This is a genomic window from Chryseobacterium sp. RR2-3-20 (genome assembly GCF_017808115.1).
Lineage (GTDB): Bacteria > Bacteroidota > Bacteroidia > Flavobacteriales > Weeksellaceae > Chryseobacterium > Chryseobacterium oryzae.
In genome coordinates, this window is sequence record NZ_JADQBD010000063.1 from 1 (window position 1) to 16577 (window position 16577).

Sequence of the window (16577 nt, forward strand, 5' to 3'; positions counted from 1 at the left end):
TCCCAAAATGTGCTGAAAAACTGAATAAATTCATATCTAATTGTTTGATTACTACAAATATACAAAAGTTATGATAAATTACGGATATTCATAAAATTTTACACTCGAATGGAAAGTTCCTGTAAATTCTATGGGTTTTTCTTATGGCGGATGTCGTTTTATTCAATTCTATAACAATTTTTTAATTGCTGTGTATGCTGATAAACACACAAATTTTCTTGCAATTATCAATATCAAGACTTTTGAGTTAGAAAAATTGGCAATAAAAGATTACAGTTCGGGTTATTTGAATGGAAATGTGTTAACAGTTGTTTCAAAAAATGATGAACATCCTAATCTAACAGTAGAATTTCATGATGAAGGTTATTTAATACATAAGTCTTAAATAGATATAATTTTTAATAATTGAATATTGAAATTAAGAAAATGTAACAATAATGAAATTATCTTTACTAATATTTAAAAGGAATAGAGCATGTTTTTAAAATTTCTGAGATTAGAGATTAAAAGTTTTTTCCGGGGGAATTCTTTAGGGGTCAATCTTGCCATGAAGATTTTCCGTTTTCTGGGAATCATTTGTTTCATTTTATATTTTATCGGCGGTGCATTTGTCGCTTATTTTTATATCAATGAGAATATGGAGCAGGATCCTCTGAAGGTAGTCTCCAGGTTTATTATCATCGTTTGGGTAGCAGATCTTATTTTTAAATATATGATGCAGCAGATTTCTTCACAGAATATTAAGCCTTTTCTTACCTTAAATATTCCTAAAAGATTTCTAGTAAATTATACTCTGGTAAAAACCTTTCTTTCCCCGTTCAGTTGGCTGAATTCTTGGTTCTTTATTACATTTTCGGCCATTCTTCTATTTAAAGGATATAGTTTTGTTGGAGTTTGGGCTTGGTTTCTCGGGATTTCTTCTCTGCTTTATCTTAATAATTTCATCAATATTTTTATTAACGGAAAAGAAAAAGTTGCTGTTGCAGTAGGAATTGCGATAGCTGTTTTATCTGCTTTAGAATATTATCATGTAGTTTCTATTTTAGATTACTCTGCTAAGGTTTTTTACAGCTTTTACGAGAGCCCTTTTTTTGCATTAATTCCCATCGCTCTGTTTATCTTGCTTTGGCAGTTATGTTACCGATATATTTTAAAAGAATTTTATCTCGATCAGGGTTTAGAGTTAAAAAAAGAAATCGGTAAAACCGAAAATATTGCTTTTTTAAACAAATATGGCTCTTTGGGAACATTTATCAATAATGATATAAAAATGCTCCGTAGGAATAAAATGACCAAAAGTATTCTCTTCGGAAGTATTATGTTCACTTTTTATGGTTTATTAATGTTTACCTCGCCAGTTTATAAAACGCCTTATATGATGATGTTCATGGGATTGTTTGTAACTGGAGGATTTCAGTTTCTTTTTGGGCAGCGGGTTCCTGCCTTCGACAGTTCGTATTATCCGTTGATGATGACGCTTAATGTTCCGTACAAAGAATATCTTAAAGCAAAATGGTGGCTCATGATTATTGTGACTGCTGTTTCTATGATTCTAGCTCTGTTTTATGCTTTTATCGGGTGGGAAATCTATGTTACTTTTTTTGCAGCAGGATTGTACAATATTGGCGTAAATTCTCAGTTTACACTATGGTCTGGAGCTTACAACAAAACGCAGATAGATCTTAATTCCAAAGAAAAAAGAATGGGGCAGAAGAATAGTTTTAATCTGAAAGCTTTATTACTGCTGATTCCCAAATTATTACTCCCGATGGCGGTATTCGGGATTACAAAATATTTTTATGGAATGACAGCCGCGGTAATAAGTATAGCAATTTTAGGAATGATAGGTTTCTTTCTCAGAGAGAAAATATTTGATATTATCGTTAAGCAGTACAAGCGCGAAAAATATTCTACCATAGAAGCATTTAAAAATAAAGATTAGTACAATGATTACAATACAGAATTTATCTAAAACCTACGGAAAAGCTACGGTTCTTAATATTGAAAATCTCGAAATCCCGAAAGGCGAAACTTTTGGTTTGGTAGGAAATAACGGGGCAGGAAAAACCACCCTTTTCAGTTTGATGCTCGATTTAATTCAGCCAACTTCGGGGTTTGTAAAGATAGACGATATAAAAGTGAATGAATCTGAAGCGTGGAAATCCAAAGTTTCTGCTTTTGTAGACGATAGTTTTTTAATAGGTTATTTAACTCCGGAAGAATATTTTTATTTCATTGGCGAATTGAGAGGTCAGAATAAAGCTTCTGTTGATGAATTTCTTAAGCAGTTTCATGATCTTTTTAGTGGTGAAATTTTAAATTCGGGTAAATATGTAAGAGATTTATCCAAAGGAAACCAGAAAAAAGTAGGAATTGTGGGAGCACTTATAGGAAATCCTGAAGTGATTATTCTCGATGAGCCTTTTGCCAATCTGGACCCTTCCACTCAAATTAAGCTGAAAAATTTAATTAAAGTTTTGTCTCAGCAAAGTGGTGTTACTTTCTTAATCTCCAGTCACGATCTTTCTCATACAACCGAAGTATGCAACAGAATTGTGGTGGTAAATAAAGGTCGTTTAGTAAAAGATATACAAACAAGTCCGGAAACTTTAAGAGATTTAGAACAATATTTTGCAGATCAGGTAAGTGTAATCGACTAATACTAAGCCGGATTTTCGACAAAATAAAAGCTAGACAAAAATGAATTCTGTCTAGCTTTTTTATAGGTTTATTTGAAATTACTTATTCAGTTTTCTGATTCCCATTTCATACAAAGCAAACGAGATTAAATCTGCATTTTCACTGATGATTTGGTCTGTAGCTCTTCCTGCTCCATGTCCTGCATTTTTCTCAATTCTCAATAAAATAGGATTTGCACAAGATTGTTTTTCCTGTAATTCTGCCCCGAATTTAAAGGAATGAGCCGGAACCACTCTGTCATCATGATCGCTCGTAATAATCATCGTCGAAGGATAGCATACTCCAGACTTTACATTATGTACTGGCGAATACGATTTCAGATAATCAAACATTTCTTTATTGTCTTCCGCAGTTCCGTAATCATAAGACCAGCCTGCTCCTGCGGTAAATTTGTTGTATCTCAACATATCCAAAACTCCAACTCCAGGAAAAGCTACTTTTGCCAGATCAGGACGCATCGTCATCGTAGCTCCTACAAGAAGCCCACCGTTGGATCTTCCGGAAAGTGCCATATATTCTTTTGAAGTATAGCCTTTATTCTGTAAATATTCTCCTGCTGCAATAAAATCTTCAAAAACATTTTTCTTCTGCATTTTCGTTCCTGCATCATGCCATTTTTTGCCATATTCTCCACCTCCACGAATGTTCGGGACAGCGTAAATTCCTCCATTTTCCATCCAGATAGCATTTACCACAGAAAAAGAAGGTTGCAGACTGATATTAAAGCCCCCGTAAGAATAAAGAATGGTAGGATTTTTCCCGTCCAGCTTTGTTCCTTTTTTATAATTAATCATCATCGGAACTTTTGTTCCGTCTTTAGAAGTGTAAAATACCTGTTCAGAAACGTAATTTTCAGGGTTGAATTTTACTTTTGGTTTTTGATAGACTTCAGATTTTCCGGTGTCTGCATTAAATTTATAGGTGGTTCCCGGTGTAATATAGTTGCTGAATGAATAATAAAGCTCTTTTTCTGATTTTTTTCCACCGAAACCACCCACATTTCCTTTTCCGGGAAGAGTAATTTCTCTGATCAGTTTTCCGTTTTTATCGAATTGTTTTACCTGATCAATAGCATCAATCATATAGGTTGCGAAAAAATATCCGCCACCTCCGGAAATTCCCAGTACATTTTCAGTTTCAGGAATTACATCTTTCCATGTTTCAGGAGAAGGATTTTGAATTGTTGTTTTTACCAAACGCATATTCGGAGCATCTTTGTCGGTAAAAATATAAAGCGTATCGCCATCTGTATCAACAATACTGGCATTAATATCAAACCCTTTGTTAATCTGAACAAAATCTCCTCCTTTTTTTAAATCTTTAATGTAAAGCTCATTTCCGTTCGTTGCATTGGCTGCTGAAATAATTAAATATCTCTGATCTTCCGAAACTCCAGCTCCAATATATCTTCTTGGTGTTTTTTCTCCACCAAAAATAAGTTTGTCTTCGGATTGCTTTGTTCCCAGTTTATGAAAATAAACCTTGTGTTTATCGGTCATTCCGGAAAGTACCGTTCCTTCTTTCGGCTTGTCGTAGCTGGAATAATAAAAACCTTCATCGCCCAACCATGAAATTCCGCTGAATTTAACATCTACAATGGTTTCGTCAATTTGTTTCTTCGTAACAGCATCAATAATGATAATTTTGTTCCAGTCGCTTCCGCCTTCGGAAATGGAGTAGGCTGCAAGATTTCCTTTTTTGTTGAAAGAAAGTCCTGAAAGTGAAGTAGTTCCTTTTTCTGAAAATTTATTAGGATCCAGAAATACTTCAATTGCTCTTGTCTTATTATTGGTTCTGTATAAAACAGACTGAGCCTGTAAACCGTTGTTTTTGTAGTAATAAGTATAATTTCCTTCTTTAAAAGGAGCGCCTATTTTTTCGTAGTTCCAAATGTCGGTAAGCTGCTTTACAATTTCTTGTCTGTATGGGATTTTAGACAAATAATTCTGGCTGAAAGCTACTTCTTCATCTACCCATTTTTTGGTGGATTCAGAATCATTTTCTAAATCTCTGTACGGATCGGTAACGGCGGTTCCGAAATAAGTATCGGTTTGATTTCCCTTGATAGCTTTAGGATATTGCATTTTCTGAGCATAAAAATTAGCTGAAAACAATACTCCAGCTGTTAATAAGATTGGTTTAAAATTCATCTTAGAGGATTTTACCAAAAATACGGAAAGTTGAGGGAATAAAAAAAACTTCCTTTTGGAGAAGCCTAATATTTTAATCTAACAAATTAGGAAATAAAATTTTTATCCAATTAACTCTTTAGCCTGCGTTAAAGCGGCTTCGGTAATCTTACTGCCTGAAAGTAACTGTGCAATTTCATTTAATTTTTCTTCATCATTCAGCGGGATAATAGTAGATTGGGTTTTCCCATTAACATCCTGCTTTATCACTTTATAATTGTCATTTCCTTTTGCGGCAACTTGTGCTAAATGAGAGATAACAATCAGCTGCATATCTTCAGACATTTCTCGCATCAGATTTCCTATTTCTTCGGCAACTTTTCCGGAAACACCGGTGTCGATTTCATCTAAAATTAAAGTAGGAAGTTCATCACTTTCAGCAATAATTTTTTTCACAGCCAACATTACTCTAGACCTTTCACCGCCAGAAATTGCAGTCTGAATGGGCTTCAAAGGAAACCCCGAGTTTGCCTGAAATAATAACTGAATATTTTCTTTCCCGAATGAGTTAAATTCTTGGGAAAGACCGAGTTCAATATCCACTTTAGCTTTTTCCAGACCTAATTTTTTAAGCAAATCTTCTATTTTTTTTACGAAAACAGGGATGCTCTTTTTTCTGTTTTTAGAAAGCTTTTGTACTAAACTTTCCATAGATTTTTCTTTGTTGGAAATATCTTCCAGAATTTCTTTTATCTGAATTTCTGTTTCCGCAGTTCCTTTTTGCTCGCCCGAAAGCTGATCTCTTATTTCAACCAAGCTTTTGATGTCTGAAACATTATGTTTTAAGAATAAAGCATTGATTTTATTGTTTAATTCTGAAATCTGGGCTAAATTTTCGGGATTAATTTCTACTTTGTCTGCTTCGTTCTCCAATTCAGAAATAATGTCTTTTACTTCCACAAACGAAGTTTCCAGCCTTTCGTTGAGTTCGGTAAATGTATGGGAAACCTCTGCAATTTTAGAAAGTTTAGATTTTGCCTCATTGAAGAATGAAAGAATTCCCACTTCTTCCTGATGAAATCTCGATAATATCTGAGCCAGATTTTCAGAGATCATTCCGGCATTTTCCTGTACGGAAAGTTGGTTTTGTAGATCTTCAAAATTAAGATCGTCTAATTTCAGATCTTCCAGTTCATTAAGAAGAAAAAGTTTGTAATCGCTTTCTTTAGTACTTTCTGAAAGTTGGGTTTGAAGTTTTTTCAGTTGATTTTTAAGGCTCTGAAACTCCAGAAATTCCTGCTGATAATTTTCTATAATTGTTTTATTCTCAGAAAGCCCGTCAATAATTTTAAACTGATATTCTTGGGTAAAAAGATTAGATGTTTCAAACTGAGAATGAATATCAATAAGTTGCGAAGAAAGTTCTTTAAGGATATCCAAAGTTACCGGAACGTCGTTAATAAAAGCTCTGGATTTTCCTGAAGGTAAAATTTCTCTTCGGATAATGGTTTGGTGTTCATAATCCAGATCATTTTCAATGAAAAACTTTTTGAACTGATTGTTTAAATCAAACTCAGTTTCTACAATGCTTTTCTCATCGGTTTTAGAAATAGATTTTATATCTGCTCTTTCTCCTAAAATAAGCCTGAGTGCACCTAGAATAATAGATTTTCCGGCTCCGGTTTCTCCGGTAATTACCTGTAAACCATTGTTTAAAGAAACTTCAAGAGCGTCAATTAGTGCAAAATTTTTAATGTAAATTCTCGAAAGCATAAATCGGTAGCAGATTTCATTTAATACTGCAAAGATAAAATTTGGAAATCAGAATTTGGGATTTGTAAAGGGTTATTTCCATTTATTCCAACGAGAATCTGCATTTTTTGGAGAGAAAATAATCATTTGCTGCTTCAGTTCGTTCATGTTTACGCCACCATTATTGCCTGAATTGAAAATATTGAAAATTTCATCGGCTTTGGTATCCATAAACAGATTGAAGAAATAATTTTGCTGAAAAGTATTTTCATATATTTTAAGCTGCAGTAAAGCATCAGCAATAATTTTCTTAGCCTGAGTCTGATCCTGATTGTATAAAGCGTCTAATCCTGCTCTGTGATACGTGTACATTGTAGCCCGAAGCTGGCTCATATTAGGATTCAGTATTTCTCCAATTAAAATAGATCTGCTTCTTGGTTCATTAATTTGGTTCCAGCCTTCATAACCTCTGTTCTGAGAGTTTTGGGCAATTTGCTGGGCTTTAGAAAACCATTGCGATCCGCTCATAGACTGGAAGCTGTCTGCATCGTATCCTAAAATAAGATATACATAAAAACTGATGACATCGATGAGGTTTCTGCCAGAAAATTGTCTTTCATTAAATATTAAATTTTCGTTTTCTGCGTATTCAAAACCGAATTTTGTGTCCTGAAGATTAAGCAGCGGCGACTCGTAAGAGGTATTGTAAACTGGGCGAACTGCCTGTACAACGATAGATCCTTTATATTTGTTTCCGTCTCTTTCGCTGAGAACAATTGCGAAATTAGATTTTACTTTTTCAAAATTCTGAAGCTTTCTGCCTGTCCAGCTTGTATTATTAATGAAATCTCTTAAGCTTTTCTCTAATGATTTGTATGCCTGAGTGTTACTTCCGCCTAAAAGTTGAGAGTTTACCTGAACTGTAGCAAGGATTTCCTGGGAAAAACCAAAATTAAACAGGATCAGAAAAAAAAGTATGATTGTTTTTTTCATTTTTTTATTAAATATTCAGAACGGAAATTTATAACAATTATTTTAAAATTTGGGTTTCAATACAATCAAGTATATCTTTAGCGACCTCTTCTTTAGATTTCAGCACAAAGTCAAATACTTCTTTTTTTGAGAAAATTTTTATTTTGTTGGTGTCATTTTTAAAACCGGCTCCTTCATCGCGAAGAGAATTTAAAACAATGAGGTCTAAATTTTTCTTCTCTAGTTTAGCTTTTGCATTTTCTTCTTCATTTTGTGTTTCGAGGGCAAAACCTACAAGCGTCTGATGGGTTTTTTGTTCGCCCATCGCTTTTAGAATATCCGGATTTTTGATGAGTTCTATGGTTAGATTCTCATCATTTTTTTTAATTTTTTCAGGAGAAACTTCTTTCGGAGTATAATCTGCAACGGCAGCACTTGCAATGGCAATATCGGTGTGACTGTAAAATTCAAAAACCTTATTGTACATTTCTTTTGCAGAAGTAATTCTATGTAAATCAATGTTTTGATGGGTGATTTTTAAAGATGAGGGTCCAGAAATAAGAATAACTTTGGCTCCTCTTTTTGCTGCTTCTTCTGCTAAAGAGAAACCCATTTTACCGGATGAATGATTTCCGATAAATCTTACAGGATCTATAGCTTCGTAAGTAGGTCCAGCTGTAATTAATACGGTTTTCCCCAGTAAACTTTTTTTAAGATGAGATTCAAAAAAATCTTCTATTGTTTTTACAATGGTTTCTGGTTCTGCCATTCTTCCTTGTCCGTACAAACCGCTTGCAAGTTCTCCGCTTTCGGCGGGAATTACGATGTGTCCGAAATCTTCTGCCATTTCCAGATTGTTTTTGGTGGAATGATGTTGATACATATCCAAATCCATTGCGGGAGCAATAAAAACAGGGCATTTAGCAGACATGTAAGTTGCAATAAGAAGATTGTCGCAAATACCGTGGATCATTTTTGCTAAAGTATTTGCGGTACATGGTGCAACCAGAATAATATCTGCCCAAAGTGCCATTTCTACATGGCTGTTCCATGTTCCGTTTTCGCTGTAAAAATCTGAATACACAGGTTTTTTCGAAAGGGTAGAAAGACTTAGTTTGGTTACAAAATTTTCTGCATCCGGAGACATAATTACCTGTACTTCTGCATCTTTTTTGATAAGTTCTCTAATCAGAAAATGAATTTTATATGCTGCGATGCCGCCAGAAACTGCAATGAGAATTTTTTTTCCTGATATGCTCATGAAAGAAATTTTTAAAGGACTAATTTACTTATTTTTTCACAAAGATTACTATAAACAGTAAAGGTCATAAAAGAACTCTTCTATGACCTTTGCCTATAATATTAAAAAATTGATTACTTCTGTCTGTCTTCAGTTTTTCTGAAGTAAACTTCACCATCTAGCCATTCCTGAATGGCAATAGAAGTAGGTTTAGGAAGTTTTTCGTAGTGTTTTGAAATTTCAATTTGCTCTCTGTTTTCAAAAACTTCTTCCAAAGTAGAGTTGTGTACCGCAAATTCGTCTAATTTATTGTGTAATTCAGTACGGATTTCTGCGTTAATCTGTTCTGCTCTTTTTCCCATGATAACAATAGCTTCATAGATTGAGTTTACTTTATCTTCAATCTTATCTTTATCGTAAGTAATGGTGTTTACTTCTGCTTTTGTATCTTTTACGCTCATTTTGAGAAAATTAATTTAATTATAAGTTGGCAAATTTACGAATTATCTTTGAATTCTGAAAGTCGCAGCAGGTGGTGGTGTATTTATAGCTGCACTGTCTCTCTGGATCTGCATTGCCTGCTTTTCGTGAGAGATTTGATCTTTAATCTGCTGTTCTGTTTTAGAGTCTTTCGCTTGTTTATCTGCTATTCTTTTCTGTTTGGCAGTAAGCAAAGCTATTCTTTCGTCATTTTGTTTTTTAACTATTACAAAATCTTTCTTTTCTTTTTCAAGCTTTTCTCTTAAGTCTGCAGCTGTTTTGGCGGCCTGAGAATTAGGAAGTTCCTTTTCTACTTGTTTGGTGAAAGCTAAAGCATTATCTATACGTTCGTCTTTCAGCTCAAAGTTGGATCTCATTGCCAGAAAATAACGTGCATTCAGGATATAATCATAGATTTTTGGACGAAGCTTTGTACTTGGGAAATCTTCCAGAACATTTTCAAATGCAACGGATGTAGATTTGTAATCTCCCATTTTGTAGTATTGTTTAGCATTTTCATAAGCTTTAAATTCCAGCTTATAAGAAAGCTCATCAATCATTGTATTGATGTTTTTTGATCTTTCGGAATTCGGATAATTGTTGATGAATTCCTGTAGTTCATTAATAGCCAATTCTGTGCTCGACTGATCCAGATTATAATCCATAGAGCCATTATAATAACACAAAGCAGACATGTAAGCTGCTTCTTCTTTACGGCTGTCTTGCGGGAAACTTACAGAGAAGTTTTTAAACTGATTTCCTGCAAGTCTATAATTTTTGTCGTAATAATTAGCGTAAGCAGAATTGAAGACTACATTCGGCGCATCATCTGTACCGGCAACCAGATTAGGAAGTCTATCGTATAATGCTAAAGCATTTTTCCATTTCTTTTTAGCAAAATTTTCGTTAGCAGTTTTCAGAATAAAATTTTTATCTGCACTTCTCAGAGCTTTTTCCTGCTGACTTTTACATGCTGCCAAAACAGCAACGGCGAAAATACCTAAAATATATTTTTTCATATACATTGTAACAGTTCACGGGTTTACCGTACTATCAATTTGCAAAAATATAACTTTTTTGCTAAAAGATTTTTTTTTATGATTTTTTAACGTTAAAGGAAAGCAAAAGTGATAATTTTTCTATTCTGAAGCATATCCTAAAACGGCAAAAACACTCATCAGTAAATTCATTTTTACTTTTTTCTCAGCTTCTTTTTGGTAGGTTTCTGCATTTTTATGAGGAACATACATTTCGTAAAAACTTTTATTCCGTATTACAAAAAGAGTAGAACCAATAATGGTGGTGAGAAGATCTTCAGGTTTTGGTGTAAAAGTGAAAACACCTGTAACGACTCCTTTTTTTATAACTTCATCCAGTTTTCTTACAAAAAGCTGGTAAAATTCCATCAATTCATCTCTTAAACTTTCGGTGTGCCGAAGTTCTTGGGTTACAAAACCATGAAAGTAATTGTATTTAAAAAGCTGGTTTACAATATACTTTATAATTTCCTTCATTTGCATTTCCGGCTTTCCGTTCTTTATTGTATCTGTAAATTCAGAAAAATTTTCTCTGGTCTTTAGCACACGATATTGGTAAAGCGAAGACATCATTTTTTCTTTGGAACCGAAGTAATAAGAAATCATGGCTACATTAATATTGGCTTTTGAGGAAATATCTCTTACCGAAGTGCCTTCATATCCTTTTTGGGCAATAAGCTCTTCGGCAACATCCAGAATGTGCATCTGTTTATCCGTAAATTTTTTAGCCATATCAGTTTTTAGTAAAAATAAGTATTTTTAATTTGATGCAAAATGTTTGTTTGATGATTTTTTGCGATTCTTAAATAGAATTGTCTGTTTTGTTTAGTTTTTGAATGGTTTAAAGGTTTTTAAAATTATAAAGAGAAAATCTCTCTTTGTGTTCTTTAATGATTGTCTTTTTCAAAATTTGTATTTTTGGTTATGGAATTTTTTGATTTTCATCATCATAAAAAACAGCTAGCTTATGGAATTTATAATATAGATATAGAAACCAGTGCACCCGATTTTTTGTATTCTGCAGGAATTCATCCTAAAGATATTGACGAGGAAAATATAGAAAATCAGTTTAAATGGTTACAGTCCGTAATTTCTGAAAACTGTTTTGCGATAGGAGAGTGCGGTTTAGATTCTACAGTTCTATCAAGCATGAAACTTCAGGAGGATGTTTTTTTAAGACAGATTCAAATGGCAAATGATTTTAATAAACCAATTATTATTCATTGTGTGAGAAAGTTTTATGAAGTCATTTCTTTTAGAAAATTTTCTCAACAGCCAATGATTATCCATGGGTTTAATAAAAAAGAAAAGGTAGCCGAAGATTTACTAAAGAATAATTTTTATTTAAGTTTTGGAAAAGCTGTACTGTATAATTTATCTTTGCAGAATACGGTGAAAAAAATTCCTTTAGATAAATTTTTTTTAGAAACGGATAACGATAATTTTAATATTGCAGACTTATACCTCAAGGTTTCTGAACTTAAAGGGATTTCTTTGGAAAAACTTCATTCGCAGATTTTAGAAAATTTAGATACGTTAAAAAATGGATAAATATTGGCTGGAAAGAACGGAACTGCTCATTAAAGAAGAAGGTTTGCAAAAACTGAACAGTGCTTCTGTTCTGGTAGTAGGATTAGGAGGTGTTGGTTCTTTCGCAGCAGAATTTTTGGCTAGGGCTGGAGTAGGAAATATGACGATTGTAGATGGTGACACGGTAGATACTACCAATATCAATAGGCAATTGCCGGCTTTACATTCTACGGTAGGAAAAAATAAAGTAGATGTTGTGGCAGAAAGACTTTTGGATATCAATCCCGCCCTGAATTTAATTAAAATAAATGAGTTTCTGAATCCCGAAAGAATGGATGAAATTCTCGATAGCGGAAATTTCAACTATATTTTGGATTGTATTGATAGTGTTACCCCAAAACTTACTTTAATAAAATCTGCTAAAAGAAGAAGAATAAAACTCATCAGTTCTATGGGAGCTGGAGGTAAAACAGACCCATCTAAAGTCATGGTAAGGGATATCAGTAAAACTCAAAACTGTTATCTTGCGAGACAGATAAGGAAAAGATTACGAAAGGAAAAGATAAATAAAGGATTCAAGTGTGTTTTTTCTAATGAACTTCAGAAAGATGACAGCTTAAAAATGACCGATGGAACCAATTATAAAAGGTCTTTTTATGGAACCATAAGTTACATTCCTGCAATTTTTGGGTTGTATGCCGCTGCGGAAGTAATTAATTATTTAGTGAATAAAAATTAATGTCAGATTACAAATACCCGAAAGCCGAAAAGCTGAAGAAAAAAGCAGAAATAGATATTCTTTTTGCCAAAGGAAAATGGAAAACTTCTGGAAACATCAGGGCGATTATTCTTAAAAATCATCCAGATTTGCCAATGGAAGGGGTAAAGTTTGGTGTTTCGGTTTCAAAAAGATATTTTAAAAAGGCAGTTCATAGGAATCGAATTAAAAGACTTTTGAGAGAATGTTATCGCCTGAACAAAACCCTTTTTAGAAAAAGTTTCGGAGAGAAAACTATTGCCATGCTCTTTTGGATTTCAAAAGATATACCACAAAAATTTCAGGATGTTGAGGCTGAGTTTATTCAGCTTTGCGAATCTCAGAAAAACCAAAAAAACTAAATTTTTAAAGAAAATGACTGCACTCTTTGGGGTGCAATTTTTTTATCTCTTCAATCATATAAATTTTTGTAGCTTTAGTTAAATATTACACGAATGGATACTTTAAATCAGATTCCTTATTTTGATTTTTTACTTAGTGCTTTTGTAGGAATCGGACTTTCGGCTGCAACAGGATTTCGGGTTTTTCTCCCGATGTTTTTGGTAAGTCTTGCGTCTTATTTTCATTGGATTCCTTCTCTTAATACTTTTGAATGGCTTTCAACACTTCCTGCTCTTATTACTACAGGAATTGCGACTTTAGTAGAGATTTTAGCATACTATATACCCGTTGTGGATAATTTTTTAGATACCATTGCAGTGCCAATGGCAACTGTGGCAGGCTCTGTGCTTTTTGCGAGTCAGTTTGCGGATTTGGGAACTGTTCCTCAATGGGGATTGGCGATTATTGCGGGAGGAGGAACGGCGGCAACCATCAGTTCTGGTTTTGCAGGAATACGGGCTGTGTCTACCACAACAACCGCAGGTTTGGGAAATAATATTGTAGGAAGTTCGGAAACTGCCGGAGCAGGAATTATGACTGTATTGGCAATGGTAATTCCTGTAATTGCGGCATTAATTGCTATTTTTTGTGTTGTACTGGTTGTTTTTTTTGGAAGAAAAGCGTGGAAAAAATTATTAAGCAAACAAAACTGAAATGAACTTATGGTTGAATTGTAAAATCATCTCTGTCGTTCAAAAACTGAAAATGGCTTCTGAAATTTTCTAGTTCAGTTATATTTAATTCAGCTGAAATTAAATTATCTTTTTTGTCGGAAACTTCTCTGCCATCTGCAAAAAAACAATGGGAACTTTCTTGGTAGAAAAGATTATTTCCATCTGTGCCGGTTCTGTTTAATCCAAATACATAAGATAAGTTTTCTATAGCTCTTGCTTTTAGCAAATGTTCCCATGCGGCAACTCTTTTTTCAGGCCAGTTGGCAACGTATAAAATGACATCGTAATCGTTATTGTTTCGGGAAAAAACCGGAAAACGAAGATCATAGCAAACTTGTAGTAAAAACCTGAAGCCGCCATATTCTACAATAACTCTTTCTTTACCGGGAGTATAAACTTTGTCTTCACCCGAAAAAGAAAAAAGGTGTCTTTTGTCATAAAAGATAACATCAGAATTCGGTTTCACAAAATACATTCTGTTATAAAAATTTCCTTCATGCTCAATAGGAGCACTACCGCTAAAAGCTGCATTTTTTTCTTTGGATATTTTCTTTAAAAATTCTAAAGATTCTTCATTTCTGTCGGATATTTCGTCTGCATCCATACAAAACCCGGTAGAAAACATTTCCGGAAGAAGAAATAAATCTGCACTTTCGTTGTTCAGTATTTCAGAAATTTTTTCAAAATTCTGCTTTTTATCTTTCCAAATGATATCTAAATTGATTCCGGTAATTCTCATGCGGCGATTTTTTCTTAAATGTATTAAATTTGAATCATTCAAATGAACCCTATTTTCAGTATAAAAGTAAGATTTTAAATTGATTTCGGTTTTATTTTTGATGCAGATATTTTTTAATATAAATTTGACGAGTATGAAGAAAATTGTTTTAATGATGCTGTTTTTTGCCGGAATCGCAACTAATGCTCAGGCATATACCGGAAAAGGAGATCAGAAAGTAAATGCTGGGCTTAACGCTTGGGGATACGGAACCGGTATTGCCGCAACGTATGATTATGGTCTCAACAAACTTATTTCTGTTGGAGCCGGGGGAAATATTTATTTTGATAACTATAGAGATAATAAAGACAATAGAGTTTTTGTTTTCGGGCGTGTAAATTTTCATCTTAGAGAAACGCTAGATTTGCCTCAACAATTAGATATTTATCCCGGTGTGGATTTGGGTGTTTTAGGAAGAGATTTTGGTATTGGAGCTCATGTCGGAGCAAGATACTTTTTCACAGATAGTATTGGTGTTTTTGCCGAAGTCGGTAATAACGGCAGTCTTGGGGTTTCATTTAATTTCTAAATACATAAAACATCTGACAAAGCTTCTCATTATGAGGAGCTTTTTTATTTGGCATCCTATTGATAATTCTTACCTTTGCAAATTAAAATTTAAAAATAATTAATGGAATTAGCAATCAAAATTTTTCAATTTATATTAAGTATCTCTATTCTGGTTATTCTTCATGAATTGGGGCATTTTCTGCCTGCGAAATGGTTTAAAACTAAAGTAGAGAAGTTTTACCTGTTCTTCGATCCTTGGTTTTCTGTGGTGAAAAAGAAAATTGGAGAAACAGAATACGGAATTGGTTGGCTGCCATTTGGTGGTTATGTGAAAATTGCCGGGATGGTAGACGAAAGCATGGATACCGAGCAGCTTAAAAAACCTGCACAACCTTGGGAATTTCGTGCAAAACCAGCTTGGCAAAGGTTAATTATCATGTTGGGAGGAGTTACAGTAAACTTTTTTCTTGCATGGATAATTTTTTCTTGTCTTATGGCAAACAATGGAGAAAATATTTTTGAAGCTGAAAAAATGACTACGCCTTTAAGTTATTCGGATGCAGCAAAAAAAATGGGGTTTGAAGATGGAGATAAAATCCTTAAAGTGGATGGGAAAACTCAGAAAGACTTCAAAAAATTGGCATTAGACGTTTTATTGAGCGATGAAGTTACTGTGGAAAGAAAAGGTAAAGAAGTTACTTTTCATACCAACGATGACGGTAAAGCTTTGGTATTTAATGATCCAGAGCCAAGATCTTTTCTTACTCCGAGATTACTGCCGGTAATTGATACTATTGCCTTTAAAGAAGCAAAAGACGCAGGTTTAAAAGTTGGAGATCAAATTACTGAAATCAACGGTAAAACCATTCATTTTTTTGATGAGGTAAGACCAATTGCAACTCAGTTCGCTGGAAAAACGATTGATCTTAAAGTATTGAGAGATCATAATGTTGTAGATCTTAAAGTGCCTGTATCTAAAGAGGGAGCAATAGGAATTAATGCCATGAAACAGATTGAAAAGTACAATAAACACATAGATTATGGTTTTGCAGGTGCTGTTCAGAGAGGATTTACCCTAACCATTGAAAGTTTGACTTATCAGATTAAACAATTTAAACTTTTTTTTAACAAAAAGGTACAGGGTTATAAAAAAGTGGGAGGTCCTTTAGCGATCATCAATAAAATGGAAGTAAAGAAATCCGAAAACGGAAGTCTTTCTATCGACTGGAGCTGGTTTTGGGGATTTACTGCAATGTTTTCTGTATGGTTGGCTATCTTAAATTTAATTCCTATTCCGGGATTAGACGGTGGACATGTTATTTTCACACTGTATGAAATGATTGTAGGAAAACCTGTTCCGCAAAAAGTTTTGGAAAATGCTCAAATGGTGGGAGTTATATTCCTTTTAGGATTAATGGTTCTTATCTTCGGAAGCGATATTTTCAAATGGATTTCGGGAACGTTATAATTTTTTGAAAAATATTTTAAAAATATTTGCGTGGTATAAATATCTGTCCTATATTTGCACCACTTAAAAACAAGGACATTCCTCCTTAGCTCAGTTGGTTAGAGCATCTGACTGTTAATCAGAGGGTCGCTGGTTCGAGCCCAGCAGG

The 16577-nt window shown here is 33.8% G+C and carries 17 protein-coding genes; 9 read left to right on the forward strand and 8 right to left on the reverse strand.

Annotated elements, in window-relative coordinates:
- Positions 1 to 130: 130 nt before the first annotated feature.
- The 3 genes from IV513_RS12475 to IV513_RS12485 all read left to right on the forward strand — a co-directional run bounded on the left by IV513_RS12475 (position 131) and on the right by IV513_RS12485 (position 2660).
- On the forward strand, positions 131 to 385 hold the full coding sequence (locus IV513_RS12475; protein WP_209390896.1) for a hypothetical protein: 255 nt from the start codon (positions 131 to 133) through the stop codon (positions 383 to 385).
- A 90-nt stretch (positions 386 to 475) separates the two neighbouring features.
- Complete coding sequence (locus IV513_RS12480; RefSeq protein ID WP_209390897.1) at positions 476 to 1942, forward strand: DUF5687 family protein; 1467 nt, start codon at positions 476 to 478, stop codon at positions 1940 to 1942.
- Between the two features lie 4 nt (positions 1943 to 1946).
- Positions 1947 to 2660, forward strand: a complete 714-nt coding sequence (locus IV513_RS12485) for an ABC transporter ATP-binding protein (RefSeq protein ID WP_209390898.1) — start codon at positions 1947 to 1949, stop codon at positions 2658 to 2660.
- Positions 2661 to 2738: 78 nt separating this feature from the next.
- Here IV513_RS12485 and IV513_RS12490 read toward each other — a convergent pair whose 3' ends face one another.
- The 7 genes from IV513_RS12490 to IV513_RS12520 form a co-directional block, all read right to left on the reverse strand.
- Entirely contained in the window at positions 2739 to 4784 is a 2046-nt protein-coding gene (locus IV513_RS12490) for a prolyl oligopeptidase family protein (protein WP_245168939.1), read from the reverse strand.
- 168 nt (positions 4785 to 4952) lie between these two features.
- Positions 4953 to 6602, reverse strand: a complete 1650-nt coding sequence (locus IV513_RS12495; RefSeq protein ID WP_209390900.1) for a DNA repair protein RecN — start codon at positions 6600 to 6602, stop codon at positions 4953 to 4955.
- Between the two features lie 72 nt (positions 6603 to 6674).
- Positions 6675 to 7574 carry a DUF4835 family protein gene (locus IV513_RS12500; RefSeq protein ID WP_209390901.1) on the reverse strand — a complete coding sequence of 300 codons (900 nt, stop codon included), beginning with the start codon at positions 7572 to 7574 and terminating at the stop codon, positions 6675 to 6677.
- A 37-nt stretch (positions 7575 to 7611) separates the two neighbouring features.
- A complete protein-coding gene (gene coaBC / locus IV513_RS12505; RefSeq protein WP_209390902.1) occupies positions 7612 to 8814 on the reverse strand; it encodes a bifunctional phosphopantothenoylcysteine decarboxylase/phosphopantothenate--cysteine ligase CoaBC in 1203 nt (400 codons plus the stop codon).
- Between the two features lie 113 nt (positions 8815 to 8927).
- A complete protein-coding gene (locus tag IV513_RS12510) occupies positions 8928 to 9254 on the reverse strand; it encodes a DNA-directed RNA polymerase subunit omega (RefSeq protein WP_209390903.1) in 327 nt (108 codons plus the stop codon).
- 42 nt (positions 9255 to 9296) lie between these two features.
- Positions 9297 to 10292 (reverse strand): outer membrane protein assembly factor BamD, encoded by a 996-nt coding sequence (locus tag IV513_RS12515; protein ID WP_209390904.1) that lies wholly within the window; start codon positions 10290 to 10292, stop codon positions 9297 to 9299.
- A 120-nt stretch (positions 10293 to 10412) separates the two neighbouring features.
- On the reverse strand, positions 10413 to 11042 hold the full coding sequence (locus tag IV513_RS12520; protein ID WP_209390905.1) for a TetR/AcrR family transcriptional regulator: 630 nt from the start codon (positions 11040 to 11042) through the stop codon (positions 10413 to 10415).
- 192 nt (positions 11043 to 11234) lie between these two features.
- Here IV513_RS12520 and IV513_RS12525 point away from each other — a divergent pair, with 192 nt between their 5' ends.
- From IV513_RS12525 to IV513_RS12540, 4 genes are all read left to right on the forward strand, one after another.
- Positions 11235 to 11861, forward strand: a complete 627-nt coding sequence (locus IV513_RS12525) for a TatD family hydrolase (protein WP_209390906.1) — start codon at positions 11235 to 11237, stop codon at positions 11859 to 11861.
- On the forward strand, positions 11854 to 12579 hold the full coding sequence (locus tag IV513_RS12530) for a ThiF family adenylyltransferase (protein WP_209390907.1): 726 nt from the start codon (positions 11854 to 11856) through the stop codon (positions 12577 to 12579). The genes IV513_RS12525 and IV513_RS12530 overlap by 8 nt, the downstream gene beginning before the upstream one ends.
- Positions 12579 to 12959 carry a ribonuclease P protein component gene (rnpA, locus tag IV513_RS12535; RefSeq protein ID WP_209390908.1) on the forward strand — a complete coding sequence of 127 codons (381 nt, stop codon included), beginning with the start codon at positions 12579 to 12581 and terminating at the stop codon, positions 12957 to 12959. The genes IV513_RS12530 and rnpA overlap by 1 nt, the downstream gene beginning before the upstream one ends.
- 93 nt (positions 12960 to 13052) lie before the next feature.
- A complete protein-coding gene (locus IV513_RS12540) occupies positions 13053 to 13652 on the forward strand; it encodes a DUF4126 domain-containing protein (RefSeq protein ID WP_209390909.1) in 600 nt (199 codons plus the stop codon).
- A gap of 7 nt (positions 13653 to 13659) precedes the next feature.
- Here the strand turns inward: IV513_RS12540 and IV513_RS12545 are convergent, their stop codons facing one another.
- The gene (locus IV513_RS12545) at positions 13660 to 14412 is read right to left on the reverse strand and encodes a nitrilase-related carbon-nitrogen hydrolase (protein WP_209390910.1); all 753 of its coding nucleotides are present in this window, start codon (positions 14410 to 14412) and stop codon (positions 13660 to 13662) included.
- 133 nt (positions 14413 to 14545) lie between these two features.
- Between IV513_RS12545 and IV513_RS12550 the strand changes: the two genes are divergently transcribed.
- On the forward strand, positions 14546 to 14980 hold the full coding sequence (locus tag IV513_RS12550) for a DUF6646 family protein (RefSeq protein ID WP_209390911.1): 435 nt from the start codon (positions 14546 to 14548) through the stop codon (positions 14978 to 14980).
- 102 nt (positions 14981 to 15082) lie between these two features.
- Positions 15083 to 16429 carry an RIP metalloprotease RseP gene (rseP, locus tag IV513_RS12555; RefSeq protein WP_209390912.1) on the forward strand — a complete coding sequence of 449 codons (1347 nt, stop codon included), beginning with the start codon at positions 15083 to 15085 and terminating at the stop codon, positions 16427 to 16429.
- Positions 16430 to 16577: the final 148 nt, after the last annotated feature.

Bases quoted from the DNA above. Each gene is read 5' to 3' on its own strand.
- IV513_RS12495 (WP_209390900.1), bottom strand. From the start codon at position 6,602: ATGCTTTCGAGAATTTACATTAAAAATTTTGCACTAATTGACGCTCTT.
- IV513_RS12525 (WP_209390906.1), top strand. From the start codon at position 11,235: ATGGAATTTTTTGATTTTCATCATCATAAAAAACAGCTAGCTTATGGA.
- rnpA (WP_209390908.1), top strand. From the start codon at position 12,579: ATGTCAGATTACAAATACCCGAAAGCCGAAAAGCTGAAGAAAAAAGCA.
- IV513_RS12520 (WP_209390905.1), bottom strand. From the start codon at position 11,042: ATGGCTAAAAAATTTACGGATAAACAGATGCACATTCTGGATGTTGCC.
- IV513_RS12545 (WP_209390910.1), bottom strand. From the start codon at position 14,412: ATGAGAATTACCGGAATCAATTTAGATATCATTTGGAAAGATAAAAAG.
- IV513_RS12510 (WP_209390903.1), bottom strand. From the start codon at position 9,254: ATGAGCGTAAAAGATACAAAAGCAGAAGTAAACACCATTACTTACGAT.
- IV513_RS12475 (WP_209390896.1), top strand. From the start codon at position 131: ATGGGTTTTTCTTATGGCGGATGTCGTTTTATTCAATTCTATAACAAT.
- coaBC (WP_209390902.1), bottom strand. From the start codon at position 8,814: ATGAGCATATCAGGAAAAAAAATTCTCATTGCAGTTTCTGGCGGCATC.
- rseP (WP_209390912.1), top strand. From the start codon at position 15,083: ATGGAATTAGCAATCAAAATTTTTCAATTTATATTAAGTATCTCTATT.
- IV513_RS12500 (WP_209390901.1), bottom strand. From the start codon at position 7,574: ATGAAAAAAACAATCATACTTTTTTTTCTGATCCTGTTTAATTTTGGT.
- IV513_RS12515 (WP_209390904.1), bottom strand. From the start codon at position 10,292: ATGAAAAAATATATTTTAGGTATTTTCGCCGTTGCTGTTTTGGCAGCA.
- IV513_RS12490 (WP_245168939.1), bottom strand. From the start codon at position 4,784: ATGCAATATCCTAAAGCTATCAAGGGAAATCAAACCGATACTTATTTC.
- IV513_RS12480 (WP_209390897.1), top strand. From the start codon at position 476: ATGTTTTTAAAATTTCTGAGATTAGAGATTAAAAGTTTTTTCCGGGGG.
- IV513_RS12550 (WP_209390911.1), top strand. From the start codon at position 14,546: ATGAAGAAAATTGTTTTAATGATGCTGTTTTTTGCCGGAATCGCAACT.
- IV513_RS12540 (WP_209390909.1), top strand. From the start codon at position 13,053: ATGGATACTTTAAATCAGATTCCTTATTTTGATTTTTTACTTAGTGCT.
- IV513_RS12485 (WP_209390898.1), top strand. From the start codon at position 1,947: ATGATTACAATACAGAATTTATCTAAAACCTACGGAAAAGCTACGGTT.
- IV513_RS12530 (WP_209390907.1), top strand. From the start codon at position 11,854: ATGGATAAATATTGGCTGGAAAGAACGGAACTGCTCATTAAAGAAGAA.